Raw genomic sequence first — 19,505 nt, 5'->3', positions numbered from 1 at the left:
ACAGGAAACACACATGCACATTTCTGCCCTCATCAAACGCGCCGCGCTGATCGGTGTCGCCATCAGCAGCCTGGCCGCCGCCGTGGCTCAGGCCGATCAAACCGTCCTCATCGGTTTGGCCGGACCGCTGACCGGCCCTTCCGCCCGTATCGGCAAGGACCTGGAAAACGGCGCGCAATTGGCCATTGATGCCGCCAACGCCCGTCACCCGAAAATCGGCGGTGAAGCGGTGACGTACAAACTGGTCTCCGAAGACGACCAGTCTGACCCACGCACCGCCGTCACCGTCGCCCAGCGTCTGGTGGACGCGAGTGTAGTCGGCGTGGTGGGCCACTGGAACACCGGCACCAGCATTCCGGCGGCGCGGGTTTACCACGACGCCGGTATCGCGCAGGTGGCTCCGGTCGCGACCGGCCATGCGTACACTCAGCAAGGCTTCGACACCAGTTTCCGCATCATGGGCCACGACGATGATGGCGGCCAGGTGGCCGGCGGCTATGCGCTGAACACGTTGAAGGCCAAACGCATTGCTGTGATCGACGACCGCACCGCCTTCGGTCAGGGTCTGGCTGACCAGTTCGTCAAATCCATCGACGCGGGCGGCGGCAATGTGGTGTCGCGGGAATACGTGGACGACAAGACCGTCGACTTCAGCGCGGTGTTGACCACCGTGCGCAGCAAGAATCCGGACCTGATTTTCTTCGGCGGCGTCGATGCGCAGGCCGCGCCCCTTGCCCGTCGCATCAAGCAATTGGGGATCAAGGCTACGCTGATGGGGGCAGGTGGTTTCGTCAGCCAGACCTTCCTCGAACTGGCGCAGAAGGAAGGCGACGGTGTGATTGCCCTTGAACCCGGCCTGGCAGTGGCGCAGATGCCAGGCGGCAAGGCGTTCGAACACGCCTATGAGCAACGCTACAAGCACCCTATCGAGCTGCACGCGCCGTTCGCCTATGACGGTGTCGGTGTGCTGATCGCCGCCATCGAGAAAGCCGGCTCCACCGATCCGGTGAAATACCTGCCAGCCCTCAAGGCCAGCCAGTATCAGGGCGTAACCGGCGTGATTGCATTCGACAGTGAAGGCAACCTGAAAAACCCGACCTTTACCGTTTACCAGGTCAAGGCCAACGCGTGGCAACCGGTCAGCGTCGCTGGCGGAAAATAACGAAAGAACCAAGTGCCCGGTGATCGCGGCGTGTGTCGCGCTCACCGGGTCAACCGTGAACCGATGGAGGCACCCTACATGAGTCAACATGACGGTGAACTGGGCATCCTGGCCCGGCGGCGCATCGAAGCCGAGATCATCAAACCCATCTACGAAATCCTGGTGCGCGACTACGGCAAGGACAAGGCCGCCGCCGTGATTGGCGAGGCCGTCTCCGAGGCCGCAGTCAACGCGGGCAAGCAATTCGCCGCCCGCGAACCCAACGGCCCGGACCTGCAAGGGTTCATTGCCCTGCAAGAGCTGTGGGAAAAAGACGATGCGCTGAAAGTCGATGTGATCGCCACCGACGCCACCCATTTCGATTACGACGTGCACCGCTGCCGCTACGCCGAGATGTACCACGCCATGGGGCTGGGCGAGATTGGCCACCTGCTGTCGTGCAACCGCGACGAGCTGTTCATTGTCGGTTACGACCCTCGGGTCGAACTCAAGCGCACCCAGACCATCATGGGCGGCGCATCGCATTGCGACTTCCGTTACAAAGTCAAATCCGCAGAGCAGGACACATGAGCGAACTGTTGCGCATCAACGGCGAGCGCCTGTGGGACTCGCTGATGACCATGGCCCGGATCGGCGCCACCGAAAACGGCGGCGTATCGCGCCTGGCACTGACCGAAGAAGACCGCCTCGGTCGCGACCTGTTCGTGCAATGGGCACGTGACGCAGGCTGCACTGTTCGCGTCGATGCCATGGGCAATATCTTTGCTCGCCGCGCCGGTCGTGACGACAGCCTGCCCCCGGTGATTACTGGCTCTCACGGCGACTCGCAACCCATGGGCGGCAAGTTCGACGGCATCTATGGCGTGCTGGCCGGGCTGGAAGTGATCCGCACACTCAACGACCTGAACATTCAGACCGAGCGGTCTATCGAAGTCGTCAACTGGACCAACGAAGAGGGTTCACGCTTCGCTCCAGCGATGATTGCCTCGGGGGTTTACGCGGGCGTGTTCGACTTGGAATACGGCCTGTCGCGCAGCGATGCCAAGGGCGTCAGCATCGGTGAGGCACTGAAAGCCATTGGGTATGCGGGCACAGAACCCATGGGCGGCCGCGACATCCATGCCGCGTTCGAACTGCACATCGAGCAAGGCCCGATTCTGGAAGCCGAAGACATCACCATTGGCGTGGTCACCGGTGCCCAAGGGCAGCGCTGGTATGAAGTGGAACTGACCGGGCGCAGCGCTCACGCCGGGACTACACCCATGAACCATCGGCTGGATGCCCTGCTGGGCATGGCGCGGGTCGCCGAGGCGGTGAATGCCCTGGGGCTGGCCCAAGGGGATGCCGGGCGCGCCACCATCGGTCTGGTGAACGTTTTCCCCAACTCTCGCAACGTGGTGCCAGGCCGGGTGTTCTTCAGCGTCGAATTCCGCCATCCACGGGAAGACGCGTTGGCCGAGCTGGATCGCGACTTCCGCCAGCAGGTGCAGCAGATCGCGCAAGGGATCGGCTTGCAGGCGAAGGTCGAACAAATCTTCCAGTACGCGCCGATCGAGTTCGACAGAGGCTGCATCGACAGCGTTCGCCGCGCTGCCGGGCAACTGGAGTATTCCCATAAGGACATGGTGTCCGGTGCGGGGCACGACGCTTGCTACCTCAATCGCGTGGTCCCGACTTCGATGATTTTCGTGCCCTGCGTCGACGGCCTGAGCCATAACGAAGCCGAGCACATTCATCCTGAATGGGCCGAGGCCGGGGCCAACGTATTGCTGCTGGCCATGCTGGACAAAAGCGTGCGCTGATCTGCCCGTTTCAGCGGGCAGATGCAGATCAGGTGGGAAGCAGGTGATCCTGCAACGCGGCGATGTGTTCCGGGCCGATGCCGCAACAACCGCCGACGATGCTGGCGCCCTGCTCAACCCAGCACCGTGCCCAGCGCAGGTACGATTCGGGGCCGAGGTCCTGGCGAATGTCCAGCAACGTCGCATTGGCCTCTGCCTCGGCACTGACCACCGGAAAAGCGTTGGCATAGACGCCGACGGCCACCTGCACTGGCGCATCGTCGATCACCTGCCGTGCGACGATCACCGCCTGCCCCATGACTTCGGGCTGGCTGCAATTGAACAGCACGGCTTCAGCACCCAGCGCCAGCGCCGCACTCACGGCCTGCGCCACCGACTCGCCGGAACGCAGGCGCGGGCCATGCTCCGGGTCGTCGCTCAGGGTGAACGACAGCCACAAAGGCGTGTGTTGCAAGGCATCGGCCTCGCTCAACGCCTGATGCACGGCGCGGACTTCGGCAATCGAACTCTGGGTTTCCGCCAGCCACAGATCGACGTGGCTGCGCAGCCCTTCGATCAACGTACGGTGAATCGCCACCGAGCGCTGATGATCGAACAGGTCCGGGCGATAAGACCCCAGCGCCGGAGGCAGCGAACCGGCAACCCGCACCACATCGGCGCTCTGCCCGGCAGCCTCGCGAGCCAGACGCCCTGCCCGGTCGGCCAGAACCTGAGCATGGTCGGCAAACCGCTCTTCGCCCAGATGGAACGGCACCAGCGCATAACTGTTGCTGGTCACGATCCGCGCGCCCGCGTCGATAAACGCGCGATGGGCTTGCAGCACGTATTCCGGCGACTCGATCAACGCCAGTGCCGACCACTCTGGCTGGCGAAACGGTGCACCGATGCGTTGCAGCTCACGGCCCATGCCGCCGTCGAGCAGCGTGACGGCCGTCACTGCGCGCTCCCCACGGCCTGCACGCCCAGCCATTTGTCGACCACCTTCGGGTTGGCTGCAATCCAGGCTTTGGCAGCCGCGTCGGCCGGTTGTTTTTCCTTTTCGATCTTGAGGATCAGATCATTCAGCGACTGCGGGTCGATGGCGACGTTTTCCAGGAAACTGGCGATTTTCGGCGCCCTCTTTTCCAGCGCGGTGGAAGTCAGCACATACACCTTGGCGTCCGGGTAGGCGCAGGTGATCCGGCTTTTGTTTTTCCAGTCCGCGTCGACGGTCGGGCTGATGAACTTCCAGCAGCCATCGGCCTTGTACAGCGGATCGCCCTTCTTGTTGTCCTGGGCGTAGCCGTCGAACGCGGGTTCGTCGAGGCGGCGCAGATCGAACGCCGAGAAAATCCAGTCCGGCGTATAGGCGTAGAACACCACGCCGCGATTGGCCTTGTAGGCCGCCGAGAGTTTAGCGTAGGTCACCGAAGCCTCCGTGGACACCGCCTCGAACTTGTCGGCGAAGCCGTAATCCTTGGCCTTGATCTCGCCGATGTAGGTCGACTCCCAACCGGCCGGGCCGACCAGCAATTGCGCTTCGCCCCCACCCAGCGGCTCGAACAGCTTGGCCACTTCCGGTTTTTTCAGGTCATACACCGAGTGCACGTTGTACTTGTCCTGAATGTAGCCGGGGATATAGAAGCCCTGCACGCCAAGGTACGGCTGCTTGTTCGGCACCAGCGAACGGGTGCCGCCCGTGACGTATTTGGCCCATGCCGCCGATTGGTTGGGCAGCCAGATGTCGGTCAGCACGTCGACCGAACCATCACCCTTGGCGGCGGCCGCGAACAGCACTGGCACGTCACCGGCCAGGTAGGACACGTCGCCGTCCAGACGGGTGCTGATGATCTGGCCCAGGATGTGCTGGATGGCGATGGCGCCGGTCCAGTTCTGCTCGCCGATTACCACTTTATCTTTGGCAAACGCGCAGGACACCGAAAGCGACGCCGCGAGCAGCGCGGTAGTCAGAGCAGTACGGGGGAAGACAGTTTTCAAGGCAAACCTCACGAACGATGGAAAGAGCGATCTCGCTTGCGCAAGGTCGATTGAATGATGCGGTCGGGGATCAACGCGCAGAACACGATCGCAGCGCCGGCCAACAGGCCCTCGCCGCCCTTGATGTTGCGCAGTGCGGTCATCACGTCGTAGCCCAGCCCTCCGGCGCCGATCAGCGCCGCAACGACGACCATCGACAGGCTCATCACCAGGGTCTGGTTGATGCCCAGCAATAACGAACCCGCTGCGAGCGGTAGCTCGACCTTGGTCAGTGTCTGCCAAGGCGTGGCACCGTGGGCCACGGCAGCTTCGACGGTGTTTTTCGGCACTTCATGAATACCCAGTGCTGTCAGACGGATCATCGGCGCCAGGGCGAAAATCACCGTGGCGATCACCGCCGGCGTTTTGCCCACCGAGAAGAACGCTACGGCCGGAATCAGGTAAACGAAGGTCGGCAAGGTCTGCATGACATCGAGAATCGGCGTGATCAGGCGCCGGGCCAACGGCCGTTTCGCCACCAGAATTCCCACAGGCACACCGATCAGCAGCACGATCAACACCGAGGAGCCGACCAGCGCCAGGGTCGACAGCGTGCGTTCCCAGAACCCGAACAGGCCGATATAGGCGACGGCGCCCGCCGTGGTCAGCGCCAGCACCACGCCCGCCGCACGCCAGGCAAGAAACACCAGCGCCAGCGCCGCCACCGGCCAGGGCAGCCAGGCCAGCACGCTTTCGATGCCTTCGATCACCGTGCGAACGATGAAAATCACCCCGACAAAACTGGTTTCGAAGGTGCTCTGAGACCAGCCGATAGCTGAATCGATCACATCGGCAGTGCTCAGCATCCAGGTGCGTTGCGCGGGAAATTGCAACCATGGCCCGCTGGCATCGACGACAAACGCTCGCCACAGCACCAGCGCCTGACACAACGACTGAACCACCAGCGACAGCCCACGTGAGCGGTCTGTACTGAGTCCGGGCGCCCATAACGTTGCCGTTGCCCGGCTCACCGCCAACAGTGCCAGACCCGCAATCCCGAGCAGCCACTGAGTGTTCAAAAGCCCCTGCCCCAACGCTGCCAACGCCGCGAGTTCAGCCATTAACAGCGCCCAGAACAGACCGGTTCGCCGCGTCGCGTCGAAGGCGGACGGCCCCAGCAACAGCGCCTGCCAGCGCGCCAACGACGAACGTGTTGCGGTGTCAGTCGTTGCAGTGGCTGGCACAAGATGGGTTTTATTCAGCGGTTTAATGCTGGCGACGGCACTCTGCGCCCGCTCATCCCGGAAAAAATCCGCGACCTCGGCATCCGCTGGCGCGCGCAGGATTTCTTCGGCGCTGGCCACTTGAATCAGTCGCCCTCCCCGCAGCACGGCAATCCGGTCCCCCAGACGTAAGGCCTCGCCCGGATCGTGAGTCACCAGCAAGGTGGTGATACCCCGCGCCTTCACCAGTTGCAGGAAGTGGCTTTGCAGATCGCGGCGAATGGTCGGGTCCAGTGCGCTGAACGGCTCGTCCATCAGCAGAATGTCCGGTTCGCTGATCAAGGCCCTCGCCAGGCCGACCCGCTGCTGCATGCCACCGGACAATTCGCCGGGAAAGTGATCGCCCCAGCCGTCCAGACCTACGGCACGCAGTTGCTCATCTGCCGCCACATGACGCAGGTGTTCCGCTTCGCCACGTAATTCCAGCGGCAAAGCGACGTTGTCGCGTACGCTGCGGTGCGGCAACAGGCCGAAATGCTGAAAGACCATGCCGATCCGCCGCGAACGCACCTCACGCAAGGCGGCCGGGCTGAGTTGGCTGATGTCGGCGTCATCCAGCAGAACGGAGCCATTGGAGGGTTCGATCAGACGGTTGATGTGCCTCAGCAGTGTCGACTTGCCGCTGCCCGAGGTGCCCATCAGGCACAGCACCTCACCGCGGCGCACACTGAGATTCACCTGACTGACAGCGTCTTGCGCCGCCTGGCCTGAACGGCTTTTGTAGCGTTTGCTCAGGTTGCGAAACTGCAGCACCACGTCGGTGTGACCGCCATCGACAGGGATGGGTGCAAGACCTCGGGTTTGAGGGGAAACGGCGGCAGACATGGCGACTCCTGACAATTCGCTGCGACGCTTGCGACAGCATCGAGAGGGTTTGTCAGGGGCAATTGCAGGCTTTGTGCCACAGGTCAACGGCGCGAAAGCCGGGCCTTTTGGACACCTGACCCTTCACATAACTGTCTGTTTTTTAAGCGAACTGCTCCGCAGGTGTTGCTGTAGCAACAGCCGGATCAGAGGTGCGAGCAGACGATCGAACCCGGCATATTCATATTCTCTAACGATATTTAAACTTAATTATTTATACCTATAAATTCGTTCCAACTCGCAGGTGCCGCTCTCTGGTACTTGCCCGATCAGCCGATCCTGAAGGAGCGACGTGTGCTCAAACGCCTTTTCAATTCACCCCGTACCGGTCGACTGGGGACCGCGCTGCTACTCGCCGCCAGCATCAGCGCCGGCAGTCTGATTGCACCTCAAGCCGCCCAGGCCGAGGGCCAGTTGCGCATCGCCGAGCAATTCGGTGTGGTGTATCTGCTGCTCAACGTGGCGCGGGATCAACATCTGATCGAGAAGCACGGCAAGCAGGCCGGCATCGACATCAAGGTGGACTGGACGCAGCTTTCCGGTGGTTCGGCCGTGAACGACGCTCTGCTCTCCGGCGCAGTCGATATCGCCGGTGCCGGGGTCGGCCCGCTGCTGACCATCTGGGACCGCACGCAGGGTCGGCAGAACGTCAAGGCTGTCGCGTCGCTGGGCAACTTTCCCTACTACCTGGTCAGTAACAATCCGAATGTGAAATCCATCGCTGACTTCAGCGAAAAGGACCGCATCGCGGTGCCAGCCGTCAGCGTGTCGGTGCAGTCACGTTATCTGCAACTCGCCTCCGCCAGACTGTGGGGCGACAAGGACTATGCACGGCTGGACAAATACACCATCAACCTGCCTCACCCCGACGCCAGCAACGCGATCAAGACCGGCGGCACCGAAGTGACCGCGCACTTCTCCAACCCACCGTTCCAGGAGCAGGAACTGGAAACCGACGGGGTACACGTCGTGCTCAATTCCTACGATCTGCTCGGACCCAACTCGCCGACCCTGCTGTTCGCCACCGAAAAATTCCGCGAAGAGAACCCCAAGACGTACCAGGCCTTCATCGATGCGCTGGTCGAGGCGTCCGATTACATCCAGCGCGATAAAGCGGGCGCGGCAGACACCTACCTGCGTGTCACCCAGTCAAAGGCGGATCGTGAACAACTGATCAAGATCATTTCCAATCCACAGTTCGAGTTCACCATCACGCCAAAGAATACGTACCCATTGGCGGAATTCCTCTACCGCGTCGGCGCGATCAAGCACAAACCGGCGTCATGGAAAGACTATTTCTTCCAGGACGCGAAGTTACTGCAAGGCAGTTGAGGCCTCTGCGTTGCATGTCCTGGCAGTGCAGAGGATCATGGGCGCCTTGTCCTCTGCCTGCCGTTCGCCATGCCCGCGCCTTCCAGTCCACACCCGCTTTTCGAAACCTACGCCCGCTTCTCCGAGCTCAATTTCAGCTCGCTGAAAGCCGAACTGCCCGCCATCACCGGTTATCTGGCTGCATTTCCCGCTGACCTGCAGGGTGTGGAGGGTTATCGCGCGGTTCGCAGCTTTTTGAAGTCCTACGCGGGCAACGAATCCACGTTCAACTCCTATCGCACCCATGTCGAGCGGCTTTTGTTGTGGACGCTGATCAAATCCCGAGTGCCGCTGCTCGACCTGCGCCGTACGCACGCCGAGGATTTTCTGGAGTTTTGCCTTGCACCGGACCCTGCCTGGGTCGGCCCGGTGGTCAAATCCCGTTTCAACCGAGTGGGCGCGCGCAAGAAAACCGCCACCGACACCTATGTGTTGAATCCGGACTGGCGGCCCTTCAGCCAATCGGCCTCCAAGGAAGAGCGCAAGCGCGCAAAAGAAGAGAACCGACCGCTTCAACAGGAGCATTACAAACCCGCACAGGGTTCCATCGCGCAGATTTTCGCGGTGTGCGGCAGCTTTTTTCAGCACGCCATCGACGAAGGCTTTTGCGAACACAACCCGTTCAGGGCCGTGAAACAGAAGAGCAAATACAAACAACGCACCACCGGGGATCAGGACACCCGCATCCTGACCTCATTGCAGTGGGATTTTGTGCTGGAGACCGCCGAGCAGATGGCCGTTGAAGACCCCGTGCACGAACGGACGCTGTTCATCGTGGCGACCATTTTCGCGATGTACCTGCGGGTATCGGACCTGGTGGGGCGCGACAACTGGACCCCGACCATGGGCGACTTGCGTCAGGACGGCGCGGGCAACTGGTGGTATCACGTGGTCGGCAAAGGCAACAAGGCCGGGAAAATCAGTGTCCGCGACGATTACGTCGAGAACTACCTCAAACGCTGGCGCGTGCATCAGGGATTGTCGCCCTTGCCGGGTTTTCGCGAGGCGACGCCCCTGATTGCCACGCGTCGAGGCCGCGCCGGGTTGTCGGATCGCCATGTTCGGGTACTGCTACAACAAGTGTTCGACCGCGCGCTGGAGCGCATGCAGGCCGAGGGCTGGTCGGACGAGGACGTGAGCCGGTTGCGGGCGGCATCGCTTCACTGGTTGCGGCACACCTCCGCCACCTTCGACGCGCCGCACCGCGACATGAAGGATCTTCAGGTCGACCTGCGCCACAACAGCCTCAGCACCACACAGAACGTGTATTACAACTCTGAAGATGAAAAACGTGCGTACTCCATCAAGCGCTTGCCGATGAAGGAACGCGCCTGACCCAAGTGCGCTCAACCCATCGCTATGTGTTGTAACCGTTCCAGCGCGGGCAGAATATCGTTGGCCAGCGCGATGGCTCTGGGCGTGGGGTGCATCGTGCGGTAGCCGCGAATGAACAACGGGTCGTTGAAGTGACGACGCAATTTGGCCAGCGCATTGCTCACCGCAGGCTGCCCCACCGAAAGGCAACGGGCAGCCCGGCTGACGTTGCCCTCTCGAAACAACACGGCGAAGGTCAGTAACAGGTTCAGGTCCAACTCGCAGAGCAGGCCCTCTCTCAACCGCACCGCATCGCCGTCCATCAGAGGGCCGCTTTCGCGACAGTGGCCGATTGCGGTGCATTCCAGCCACCGCCCAGGGATTTGAAACATTCCACAGCGGCGACCGATGCGGCGGACTGCGCCAACAGCTTTTGTTCCTGAGCCTGTTGCAGACGGTCATCGGCATCGAGCACTTCAATGAAACTCACGCTGCCTTGCTGGAAGGCCGAAAACGCGGCCTGACGTGCCTCGGCAAGAGAACGCACACCGTCTTCGAGCACGGCGTTCTGCTGCTCGCTCTGCACCAGTTGGGTCATCGCGTTTTCGACATCGGCAGTGGCCTGCAACAAGGTCTGCTGCCAGGCAGCGAGCGCTTCAGCATCCCGGCCCTTGGCGAATTCGACTTCAGCCTTCACCCGGCCAAAGTCGAACAGGCGCCAGCGCAAGCCCAGCACGCCTTGCGCCAGTTTCGCGTCACCCGACAACAGATTACCGCTGACGTTGGTGGCCGAGCCGAGCAACGCGCCCAGCGAGAACTTGGGGTAGTAGTCGGCAATCGCTTCGCCGATGCGGGCGTTGGAAGCGGCCAGGGTGCGTTCTGCTGCGATCACGTCCGGGCGACGCCGGAGCATGTCAGTGCGTCCTCCGGCGGTGTCGATGGCCGGGGCCGAGGGAATCGGCGCGTGGACTGCCAACTCATCGTGCAACGTACCGGGCATCACACCGCTGAGCACTTCCAGCGAGTTCATCGTGCTTTCGATGGCGCTGCGCAACGGCGGAATTTGCGCGGACACCGTCGACAGCACGCCCTCTGCCTGTTTCAACTGCAAACGGGCGACCACGCCGTTGGCGTACTGCAACTGGAGCAGCTTGACCAGATCGGACTGGGTTTTTTCGCGGCTCTGCACCACCTCAAGCCGGGCCTGCAACGTGCGCAACTGAATGTAGCCACTGGCCGTCGACGAGGTGACGATCAGGCGCACGGCCGCTTGCTGAGCCACTGCCGCCTGCCGGTCAGCGTCAGTGGCCTCCAGCCCACGGCGCAATCCGCCGAAAACGTCGGCCTCCCAACTCACTCCCGCGCCCACTTGATACAGGCTACTGGTTCTGTCGAAGCCCGGCGATGCACTGGCCAGACGGCCTGTCGGGTCCTGAAGCGACTGACGGGTGCGCGACGCCTGCGCATTCAGCTCTCCCGAAGGCAGCAATGCGGAACGAGCACCAAGCGTCAAGGCGCTGGCCTGATCGACGCGTGCCACCGCCTGCTTCAGGTCAAGGTTTTGCGCCAGCGCGCGGTTGACCAGGGTTTCCAGTTCCTTGTCGTCAAATCCCGCCCACCAGGCGTTCATGTCGGCGGCAGGCACACTGACAGTACGTTGATCGAGCACCTGCTGGCCGCGAAACGGCGCCGACGCAGGCAGTTCTGGGGCGTGGTAATCGGGGCCGACTGCACACCCCGCCAGCAACAGGGCGGGAAGCAGTCGCACGTACCACGTGATTCGGTGTGATGGGCGTGTCATGGGCAAGTCCTGTGATCTCGTGGGGCAATTATTTCCACGAACATAAATCTGTCAACACATTATTGAATTCGTCACACTGGCTTTTAAGCGAAACAGGCCAAAATCCCCATAGATACGTAGATATAGAGTGACGCTATGGCGAATCGTAAAAAATTTATCGAGTGACGTATTTACACATCCGTAAACATTTCCAAATAATGCGAGCCTGAAATTTTTGGAGCTCGCCATGTCTCTACGTCCCGCTGCACTCTTCTCTCTCACCGTCGGCGCATTACTCCTCGCAGGCTGTGGCCACCCCACCGAATCCGATCCCAGACTGGTGGATCCGGTGGTGGACATCGCCACGGTTCGTCCCGACCTTTCAGCCACTCAAACTTTCACCGGGGTGGTCGCCGCGCGGGTTCAGAGCGATCTCGGCTTTCGGGTGTCCGGCAAAGTGATTCAGCGTCTGGTGGATGTGGGACAGCGCGTCCATAAAGGTCAGCCGCTGATGCGCATTGACCCGATCGACCTGAATCTGGCGATCACCAATCAAAAAGGCGTCGTGGCCTCGGCCAAGGCCAAACTGGTTCAGGCCCAGGCCGATGAAGCGCGGCTGCGCAGCCTTGTCGCCGCAGGCGCGATTTCGGCGATGACCTACGATCAGGCCGTGTCCGCACTCAACAGCGCCAAGGCGCAACTGGACGCCGCGCAGGCCCAGGAAAACGTCGCCAGCAACGCCAGCCAGTACGCGGAACTCAAGGCGGACGTCGATGGGCTGGTGGTCAACACCTCCGCAGAACCGGGCCAAGTGGTTGCCGCTGGCCAGACCGTCGTTCAGTTGGCCGAGGACGGCGCGCGGGAAGCGGCGGTCGAACTGCCGGAAACTCTGCGACCGGCGCTGGAATCCGTCGCTCAAGCGACGTTGTACGGACGCGACGGCAAAACCGCCTCGGCCCGGCTGCGCGAGCTGTCTGAAGCGGCCAACCCGATCACCCGCACCTACGCGGCGCGCTACGTGTTGAGCGAGGCCCTCAAGGACGCACCGCTGGGGGCCACGGTCAACGTCACCCTTCAAGCGCAGAGTGGCGGCGACAAGACCGCTTTCACCATTCCCCTCGGCGCCCTGCGCAATGGCGGCGAAAAATACAGCGTCTGGGTCGTCGATCACGCCTCGATGACGGTTCAAGAGCGCGCCGTCGACGTGCGCAACCTGGGCGTCGAAACCGCCACCGTGACAGGGGAACTGAACACCGGCGAAACCGTGGTTGCGCTGGGTGCGCACCTGCTGCACGCCAATCAAAAGGTCCGGCTGGGCAATGAACTGGCGGTGACGCCATGAGCGGTTTCAACCTGTCGGCATTGGGCGTTCGCGAACGCGCTGTGACCCTGTTTCTGATCATCGCCATTACCCTGGCCGGCCTGGTGGCCTTCATGAAGCTCGGCCGCGCTGAGGATCCCGCGTTCACGGTCAAGGTGATGACCGTCACTGCCGTCTGGCCAGGTGCGACCGCCGAAGAAATGCAGAATCTGGTGGCCGAACCGCTGGAAAAGCGCCTTCAGGAGTTGAAGTGGTACGACCGGGTGGAGACCATCACCCGGCCGGGCCTGGCGTTGATGACCCTCACCCTGCTGGACACCACACCGCCCAAACAGGTGCCGGATGAGTTCTATCAGGCGCGCAAAAAGCTGTTCGACGAGACCCGCAAGTTGCCCAATGGAGTACTGGGGCCTTACGTCAACGACGAATACTCTGACGTCTCGTTCGCGCTGTACGCCCTCAAGGCGCCGGGGCTGCCCCATCGTTACTTGACCCGCCAGGCCGAAGAGGTGCGTCAGGACCTGTTGCAAGTCCCCGGCGTGAAGAAAGCCGACATTCTGGGCGAACGCCCGGAGCGCATCTTCGTTGAGTTTTCCTACGCACGACTGGCCAACCTCGGGGTGAACGCGCAGGAGATTTTCGCCCAGTTGCACAACCAGAACGCGATCACCCCCGCCGGCTCCATCGAAACCAAAGGCCCGCAAGTGTTCGTGCGCCTGGATGGCGCGCTGGAGGATCTGGAGAAAATCCGCAACACGCCGATTGCCGCCTCCCAGGGCCGCACGCTCAAGTTGAGTGATGTCGCGGACGTCAAGCGCGGCTACGAAGACCCGGCCACCTTCCTTATTCGTCATGACGGCGAGGAAGCTTTGGTCCTCAGCGTGGTCATGAAAGAAGGCTGGAACGGCCTCGACCTGGGTAAATCGTTGCAAGCCGAACAGCAGAAAATCTCCCAGAACCTGCCGCAAGGCATCAGCTTCAGCAAGATCACCGACCAGGCCGTAAACATCACCGAGGCGGTCGATGAGTTCATGATCAAGTTCGTCGTCGCGCTGGCGGTGGTGATGGTGGTGAGCCTGATCAGCCTTGGCTGGCGCGTGGGCATCGTGGTGGCCGCTGCAGTCCCCTTGACCCTCGCGGCAGTGTTGATCGTCATGCTGGCGACCGGGCGCGTGTTCGACCGGATCACCCTGGGTGCGCTGATTCTGGGTCTGGGCCTGCTGGTGGACGACGCGATCATCGCCATCGAAATCATGGTGGTGAAACTCGAAGAGGGCTACACGCGGATCAAAGCGGCTTCCTACGCTTGGAGCCACACCGCCGCCCCTATGCTGGCGGGCACGCTTGTGACGGTCATCGGCCTGATGCCCGTGGGTTTCGCCCAGTCCACCGCGGGTGAATACGCGGGCAACATTTTCTGGATCGTCGGCTTTGCGCTGATCATTTCCTGGCTGGTGGCGGTGTTTTTCACGCCGTATCTGGGGGTGAAACTGCTGCCTGACATCAAGAAGATCGAGGGCGGCCACGAACAGATCTACAACACGCCCAACTTCCAGCGCTTGCGCCGCCTGATCAGCACCGCGATTCGCCACAAGTTTTGGGTGGCCGGTATCGTCTTAGCCCTGTTCGGGTTGGCCATCGTGGGCATGGGGTCGGTCAAACAACAGTTCTTTCCCAGCTCCGACCGCCCCGAATTGCTGGTGGAAGTCCAGTTACCGGAAGGCTCTTCCATCAATGCCACCAGTACAGCCACCCAAAAGGTCGAAAACTGGATCAGAACGCAACCCGAAGCGAAGATCGTCACCAGCTATATCGGTCAGGGCGCACCCCGCTTCTTCCTGTCCTATAACCCCGAGCTGCCCGATCCGTCATTCGCCAAAATCATCGTGCTGACCGACAACGAAGCCACCCGCGACGCCCTCAAGCTGCGCTTGCGCGAGCAGGTGGAAAAACAGCTCGCGCCCGAGGCCCGTGTGCGTGTGTCGCAACTGGTGTTTGGCCCGTACACCCGCTTTCCAGTGGAATTCCGGGTCATGGGGCCAGATACCGAAAAATTGCGGGGCATCGCGCAGCAGGTCGCCGACGTCATGCGCCAGAACCCGAACATGCGTCAGGTCAATACCGACTGGAGCGAGCGCCAGCCGACCGTGCATTTCGTGCTGGACCAGGACCGCTTGAATGTCATGGGCCTGACTTCCGCTCAGGCGTCCGAGCAACTGCAATTCCTGCTCACCGGCACCTCGGTGACGCAGGTGCGCGAAGACATTCGCACCGTCGAAGTGATGGCCCGGACTCAGGGTGAGGACCGGCTCGACCCGGCCCGCATCGAGAACATGACGCTGACCAGCAAGACCGGCCAGTTGATCCCGATCCGGCAGATCGGCCATGTGGAGATTCGCGCCGAAGACCCTATCCTCAAGCGCCGCAACCGCATTCCGACCATCACCGTGCGCGGTGACATCAACGAACAGACCCAACCGCCACAGGTGTCGATGGAGGTGATGACCGCCCTGCAACCGATCATCAGCGCGTTGCCTGCCGGCTATCAGATCCAGATGGGCGGCAACATCGAAGAGGCGCTGAAAGCCAATAACGCATTGGCGCCGGTGTTCCCGGTGATGCTGTTGTTCACCCTGATCGTGATCATCATTCAGGTGCGCAGCTTTGCGGCGATGACCATGGTGATCCTCACCGCGCCGCTGGGCCTGGTGGGCACGGTGCCGATTCTGCTGGCGTTCCATCAGCCGTTCGGGTTCAACGCGATCCTCGGCCTGATTGGCCTGTCCGGGATTCTGATGCGCAACACGCTGATCCTGATCGGGCAGATTCACACCAATGAGGCAGACGGGCTCGATCCCTATCACGCAGCGGTCGAGGCCACCGTTCAGCGGGCGCGTCCGGTCATTCTCACGGCGCTGGCCGCGGTACTGGCGTTCATCCCCCTGACGTTCTCGGTGTTCTGGGGGTCGATGGCCTTCACCCTGATTGGTGGTACCGCCGCCGGGACCGTGCTGACCCTGTTGTTCCTGCCAGCGCTGTACGCCATCTGGTTCAAGATCAAGCCGCCGAAAGCCGGTGTCGAGGCTGGGCACGCCAAGCGCGAGCACGCCGCCGTCGAAACCAGCGCCACGTGAGCCAAAGGCGCAGCCGAGGATTGGCTGCGCCGTTTCATGGGACGGGATCAGGCCCCTTCGCCGGGGCCCACCCCTGTTGACTTGGAGTGCCTTCCATTTTGAGTAAAATGCCCCCCTCAGCCCCCACCCGACGTAAAGGCCCCATGCGTAGCGAAACCGATACCGACGCCATCTCCCTGCCCACCTCCGGCCAGCGAGGCCCCGTCGAGCACGAACGCCGCACCCAGATTCTGGACGCTGCCGACACACTGTTCCGCGAGTTCGGCTATCGCAAAAGCTCGGTCGCGGACATCAGCAAGGCCATGGGTATTTCTACGGCGTACATCTACCGCTTTTTCACCTCCAAGCAGGCCATCGGCGAGGCGTTGTGCGCTGCCACGCTGGAAAAAATGGACGAAGAACTGCAACAGGTGGTGCAACTGGACCTGCCGCCCACCAAACGTTTTCGCCTGTTCATGCAAACGGCGCTCAAGCGCAGCTATGAACTGTTCGTCGTCGAACGGGAAGTCAACGACATTGTGCTCGCCGCGATGGAAGGCAACTGGTGCACGGTGGGCGGGCACAAGGAACAGCTTCGCGCGATGCTGCAACAGCTCATCGTTGACGGTCGCCAGGCCGGAGAGTTCGAGAAAAAGACCCCTCTAGACGAAGTGACCGACGGTGTGGCCGAAGCGATTCTGCCGTACACCAACGCCCACAGCATGAGCCATCGCACCTGGGCCGAACTGGAAAACGGCCTGACCGCCACCACCAATCTGGTGCTGCGCAGCCTGGCGCCCTGAGCCGCAACGGCTATTCTGGAAACCTGACGCACCGCAGAAGTGCACATTCATTACGCGCAGCTGTCCATTGTGATGTCTCTGCGCGTGAGGTCATGCCATGTCAGCTGATTCCCGTCCTGCCGTCCTCGAACTGATCGGTAACACACCGCTGGTGCGCGTCACGCGCATCGACACCGGCCTGTGTACCCTCTTCCTCAAACTCGAATCCCAGAATCCCGGTGGCTCGATCAAAGACCGTATCGGTCTGGCGATGATCGACGCCGCCGAGCGCGACGGCCGCCTGAAGCCAGGCGGCACCATCGTCGAAGCCACTGCCGGAAACACCGGGCTGGGCCTGGCGCTGGTGGGCCGCGCCAAGGGCTATCGCGTGGTGCTGGTGGTGCCCGACAAGATGTCCACCGAAAAGGTGCTCCACCTCAAGGCCATGGGCGCCGAGGTGCACATCACCCGCTCCGATGTCGGCAAAGGCCATCCCGAGTACTATCAAGACGTGGCTGCCCGGTTGGCAAAGGACATCCCTGATGCGTTCTTCGCCGACCAGTTCAACAACCCGGCCAACCCGCTGGCCCACGAATGCAGCACCGCCCCGGAAATCTGGGCGCAGACCCAGCACGATCTGGACGCCATCGTGGTGGGCGTCGGCTCGGCGGGCACCCTCACCGGCCTGACGCGTTTTTTCAAGCGCGTGCAGCCGGATCTGGAAATGGTCCTGGCGGACCCGGAGGGTTCCGTCGTCGCCGAGTACAGCCGCAGTCGTACATTGCCCACACCGGGGTCGTGGGCGGTGGAAGGCATTGGCGAAGACTTCATTCCCTCGTTCACTGACCTGTCCACGGTACGTCACGCGTACTCGATCAGCGACGAGGACAGCTTCGAACACGCCCGGCAGTTGCTGCGCACCGAAGGCATTCCAGGAGGCTCGTCCACCGGTACCTTGCTGGCCGCGGCGCTGCGTTTCTGCCGCGAACAGAAAACGCCGAAACGGGTGGTCAGCTTTGTCTGCGACACGGGGACCCGCTATTTATCCAAGGTCTACAACGATCAGTGGATGACCGATCAAGGCCTGCTCCAACGCAAAAAATACGGCGACTTGCGCGATCTGATCGCTCGGCGTTTCGAAGATGGCCGAGTGATCAGCGTCGGCCCGGATGACACGTTGCTCACCGCTTTTCAACGCATGCGCCTGGCAGACGTCTCGCAATTGCCTGTGCTGGTCGCGGGACAGCGGCTGGCGGGTGTGATCGACGAATCCGACATCCTGATCGGCATGCATCAAGACCCCTCGCACTTTAGTACCACGGTGGCCGACGTCATGACCGACAAACTCGAAACCCTCCCTCCCGACGCGAACCTGGCCCGGCTGCAAGAGGTGCTGGACCGGGGCCTGGTGGCCATCGTTGCCGACGCTTCGGGTTTCCATGGCCTGATCACCCGGGTCGATCTGCTCAACCATTTGCGGAGATCCCTTGCATGACTCAGTACGACGATTCAAACCCGCACCATGCTTTCGCCACCCGGGTGATTCACGCCGGACAGACCCCGGATCCCACGACTGGCGCGCTAATGCCGCCGATCTACGCCAATTCCACCTACCTGCAAGACAGCCCCGGCGTGCATAAAGGATTCGACTACGGGCGCTCGCACAACCCGACCCGCTTTGCGCTGGAACGCTGTGTCGCCGACCTGGAAGGTGGCACTCAGGCGTTCGCTTTTGCGTCCGGACTGGCCACGATCGGCTCGGTGCTGGAATTGCTGGAAGCCGGGTCACACATTTTGTCCGGTGATGATTTGTACGGCGGCACCTTCCGTCTGTTCGACAAAGTCCGCAAACGCAGCGCCGGGCACCGCTTCAGCTTCGTCGATATGACCGACCTTTCGGCATTCGAGGCCGGGCTCCAGGACGACACGCGGATGATTTGGGTCGAAACCCCGAGCAACCCCCTTTTGCGGTTGACCGATCTGGCCGCCATCGCGCGCATCTGCCGCGACCGGGGCATCATTTGCGTGGCGGACAACACCTTCGCCAGCCCTTGGATTCAGCACCCGCTGGCGCTGGGCTTCGACATCGTGGTGCATTCCACCACCAAGTACCTCAATGGCCATTCCGACGTCATCGGCGGCATTGCGGTGGTCGGCGACAACCCGGAACTGGCCGAGCGACTGGGCTTTTTGCAGAACTCGATCGGGTCGATCGCCGGGCCTTTCGATGCGTTTCTCACCCTACGCGGCGTGAAAACTCTGGCCCTGCGCATGGAACGCCATTGCAGCAATGCGCTGGACATCGCCCAGTGGCTGGAGCAGCAGCCACAGGTGGCGCGTGTCTATTACCCGGGCCTGCCTTCCCATCCCCAGCATGCGCTGGCGTGTCGGCAGATGCGCGGGTTTGGCGGGATGATTTCACTGGATTTGAACACTGATCTGGCGGGCACGCGACGCTTTCTGGAACGGGTCGAGCTGTTTGCTCTCGCCGAAAGCCTGGGCGGCGTCGAGAGCCTGATCGAACACCCGGCGATCATGACCCACGCCAGCATTCCAGCGGAAAACCGCGCCAGACTGGGTATTGGCGATTCGCTGGTGCGCTTGTCGGTGGGCATCGAGGACGTGGAAGACCTGCGCGCCGACCTGGCTCAGGCATTGGCCGCCATCTGAATCGCGCTTTGTCACTGCGCGGCGTAAGGGCATTGTTTCCGGATGCGCAACACAGTCTTGCCGAAAGTGGAGTGGCTGAAATTCTGA

The 19,505-nt window shown here is 61.9% G+C and carries 15 protein-coding genes; 10 read left to right on the top strand and 5 right to left on the bottom strand.

Going from position 1 to position 19,505, the window contains the following annotated elements; translation table 11 throughout:
* Positions 1-13 precede the first annotated feature (13 nt).
* From ACI2KB_RS22180 to ACI2KB_RS22170, 3 genes are all read left to right on the top strand, one after another.
* Positions 14-1,162, top strand: coding sequence for a branched-chain amino acid ABC transporter substrate-binding protein (locus tag ACI2KB_RS22180; protein ID WP_404637959.1), 1,149 nt, complete (start codon positions 14-16; stop codon positions 1,160-1,162).
* 78 nt (positions 1,163-1,240) lie between these two features.
* Positions 1,241-1,732 (top strand): L-2-amino-thiazoline-4-carboxylic acid hydrolase, encoded by a 492-nt coding sequence (locus ACI2KB_RS22175; RefSeq protein ID WP_404637957.1) that lies wholly within the window; start codon positions 1,241-1,243, stop codon positions 1,730-1,732.
* Positions 1,729-2,964 carry a Zn-dependent hydrolase gene (locus tag ACI2KB_RS22170; protein WP_404637955.1) on the top strand — a complete coding sequence of 412 codons (1,236 nt, stop codon included), beginning with the start codon at positions 1,729-1,731 and terminating at the stop codon, positions 2,962-2,964. The genes ACI2KB_RS22175 and ACI2KB_RS22170 overlap by 4 nt, the downstream gene beginning before the upstream one ends.
* Positions 2,965-2,992: 28 nt before the next feature.
* Here the strand turns inward: ACI2KB_RS22170 and ACI2KB_RS22165 are convergent, their stop codons facing one another.
* From ACI2KB_RS22165 to ACI2KB_RS22155, 3 genes are read right to left on the bottom strand one after another with little or no spacing between them, the layout of a single operon-like run.
* Complete coding sequence (locus ACI2KB_RS22165) at positions 2,993-3,934, bottom strand: homocysteine S-methyltransferase family protein (protein ID WP_404637953.1); 942 nt, start codon at positions 3,932-3,934, stop codon at positions 2,993-2,995.
* Positions 3,898-4,953, bottom strand: coding sequence for a glycine betaine ABC transporter substrate-binding protein (locus ACI2KB_RS22160; protein WP_404637951.1), 1,056 nt, complete (start codon positions 4,951-4,953; stop codon positions 3,898-3,900). The genes ACI2KB_RS22165 and ACI2KB_RS22160 overlap by 37 nt, the downstream gene beginning before the upstream one ends.
* The gene (locus tag ACI2KB_RS22155) at positions 4,950-7,028 is read right to left on the bottom strand and encodes an ATP-binding cassette domain-containing protein (protein ID WP_404637949.1); all 2,079 of its coding nucleotides are present in this window, start codon (positions 7,026-7,028) and stop codon (positions 4,950-4,952) included. Before ACI2KB_RS22155 ends, ACI2KB_RS22160 begins: the two co-directional genes overlap by 4 nt.
* Before the next feature lie 333 nt (positions 7,029-7,361).
* Between ACI2KB_RS22155 and ACI2KB_RS22150 the strand changes: the two genes are divergently transcribed.
* Together ACI2KB_RS22150 and ACI2KB_RS22145 are read left to right on the top strand one after the other, a co-directional pair.
* Positions 7,362-8,399, top strand: a complete 1,038-nt coding sequence (locus ACI2KB_RS22150) for an ABC transporter substrate-binding protein (protein WP_404637947.1) — start codon at positions 7,362-7,364, stop codon at positions 8,397-8,399.
* 69 nt (positions 8,400-8,468) lie between these two features.
* Positions 8,469-9,773 (top strand): tyrosine-type recombinase/integrase, encoded by a 1,305-nt coding sequence (locus ACI2KB_RS22145; protein WP_404637945.1) that lies wholly within the window; start codon positions 8,469-8,471, stop codon positions 9,771-9,773.
* A gap of 11 nt (positions 9,774-9,784) precedes the next feature.
* Here the strand turns inward: ACI2KB_RS22145 and ACI2KB_RS22140 are convergent, their stop codons facing one another.
* Together ACI2KB_RS22140 and ACI2KB_RS22135 are read right to left on the bottom strand one after the other, a co-directional pair.
* Positions 9,785-10,075 carry a LysR family transcriptional regulator gene (locus ACI2KB_RS22140; RefSeq protein ID WP_404637943.1) on the bottom strand — a complete coding sequence of 97 codons (291 nt, stop codon included), beginning with the start codon at positions 10,073-10,075 and terminating at the stop codon, positions 9,785-9,787.
* Positions 10,075-11,553: an efflux transporter outer membrane subunit gene (locus ACI2KB_RS22135; protein ID WP_404637941.1), complete on the bottom strand. Its 1,479-nt coding sequence runs from the start codon at positions 11,551-11,553 to the stop codon at positions 10,075-10,077. The genes ACI2KB_RS22140 and ACI2KB_RS22135 overlap by 1 nt, the downstream gene beginning before the upstream one ends.
* 226 nt (positions 11,554-11,779) lie before the next feature.
* Here ACI2KB_RS22135 and ACI2KB_RS22130 point away from each other — a divergent pair, with 226 nt between their 5' ends.
* From ACI2KB_RS22130 to ACI2KB_RS22110, 5 genes are all read left to right on the top strand, one after another.
* Positions 11,780-12,874, top strand: a complete 1,095-nt coding sequence (locus tag ACI2KB_RS22130) for an efflux RND transporter periplasmic adaptor subunit (RefSeq protein WP_404637939.1) — start codon at positions 11,780-11,782, stop codon at positions 12,872-12,874.
* A complete protein-coding gene (locus ACI2KB_RS22125) occupies positions 12,871-15,987 on the top strand; it encodes an efflux RND transporter permease subunit (RefSeq protein ID WP_404637937.1) in 3,117 nt (1,038 codons plus the stop codon). The genes ACI2KB_RS22130 and ACI2KB_RS22125 overlap by 4 nt, the downstream gene beginning before the upstream one ends.
* A 143-nt stretch (positions 15,988-16,130) precedes the next feature.
* Positions 16,131-16,769, top strand: a complete 639-nt coding sequence (locus ACI2KB_RS22120; RefSeq protein WP_404637935.1) for a TetR/AcrR family transcriptional regulator — start codon at positions 16,131-16,133, stop codon at positions 16,767-16,769.
* A 97-nt stretch (positions 16,770-16,866) separates the two neighbouring features.
* Complete coding sequence (locus tag ACI2KB_RS22115; RefSeq protein ID WP_404637933.1) at positions 16,867-18,243, top strand: pyridoxal-phosphate dependent enzyme; 1,377 nt, start codon at positions 16,867-16,869, stop codon at positions 18,241-18,243.
* Entirely contained in the window at positions 18,240-19,418 is a 1,179-nt protein-coding gene (locus ACI2KB_RS22110) for a cystathionine gamma-synthase (protein ID WP_404637931.1), read from the top strand. Before ACI2KB_RS22115 ends, ACI2KB_RS22110 begins: the two co-directional genes overlap by 4 nt.
* Positions 19,419-19,505: the final 87 nt, after the last annotated feature.

The sequence above is a fragment of the Pseudomonas sp. NPDC088444 genome (assembly GCF_044900175.1).
Classification (GTDB): domain Bacteria; phylum Pseudomonadota; class Gammaproteobacteria; order Pseudomonadales; family Pseudomonadaceae; genus Aquipseudomonas.
Note: the sequence above shows the minus strand (reverse complement) of the source record. Positions and strands in the feature narration are given on the sequence as shown.

Excerpts from the sequence above, each read along its gene's own strand:
- ACI2KB_RS22180 (WP_404637959.1), top strand. The coding sequence starts at position 14 with ATGCACATTTCTGCCCTCATCAAACGCGCCGCGCTGATCGGTGTCGCC.
- ACI2KB_RS22175 (WP_404637957.1), top strand. The coding sequence starts at position 1,241 with ATGAGTCAACATGACGGTGAACTGGGCATCCTGGCCCGGCGGCGCATC.
- ACI2KB_RS22170 (WP_404637955.1), top strand. The coding sequence starts at position 1,729 with ATGAGCGAACTGTTGCGCATCAACGGCGAGCGCCTGTGGGACTCGCTG.
- ACI2KB_RS22165 (WP_404637953.1), bottom strand. The coding sequence starts at position 3,934 with ATGGCTGGGCGTGCAGGCCGTGGGGAGCGCGCAGTGACGGCCGTCACG.
- ACI2KB_RS22155 (WP_404637949.1), bottom strand. The coding sequence starts at position 7,028 with ATGTCTGCCGCCGTTTCCCCTCAAACCCGAGGTCTTGCACCCATCCCT.
- ACI2KB_RS22145 (WP_404637945.1), top strand. The coding sequence starts at position 8,469 with ATGCCCGCGCCTTCCAGTCCACACCCGCTTTTCGAAACCTACGCCCGC.
- ACI2KB_RS22140 (WP_404637943.1), bottom strand. The coding sequence starts at position 10,075 with ATGGACGGCGATGCGGTGCGGTTGAGAGAGGGCCTGCTCTGCGAGTTG.
- ACI2KB_RS22135 (WP_404637941.1), bottom strand. The coding sequence starts at position 11,553 with ATGACACGCCCATCACACCGAATCACGTGGTACGTGCGACTGCTTCCC.
- ACI2KB_RS22130 (WP_404637939.1), top strand. The coding sequence starts at position 11,780 with ATGTCTCTACGTCCCGCTGCACTCTTCTCTCTCACCGTCGGCGCATTA.
- ACI2KB_RS22125 (WP_404637937.1), top strand. The coding sequence starts at position 12,871 with ATGAGCGGTTTCAACCTGTCGGCATTGGGCGTTCGCGAACGCGCTGTG.
- ACI2KB_RS22120 (WP_404637935.1), top strand. The coding sequence starts at position 16,131 with ATGCGTAGCGAAACCGATACCGACGCCATCTCCCTGCCCACCTCCGGC.
- ACI2KB_RS22115 (WP_404637933.1), top strand. The coding sequence starts at position 16,867 with ATGTCAGCTGATTCCCGTCCTGCCGTCCTCGAACTGATCGGTAACACA.
- ACI2KB_RS22110 (WP_404637931.1), top strand. The coding sequence starts at position 18,240 with ATGACTCAGTACGACGATTCAAACCCGCACCATGCTTTCGCCACCCGG.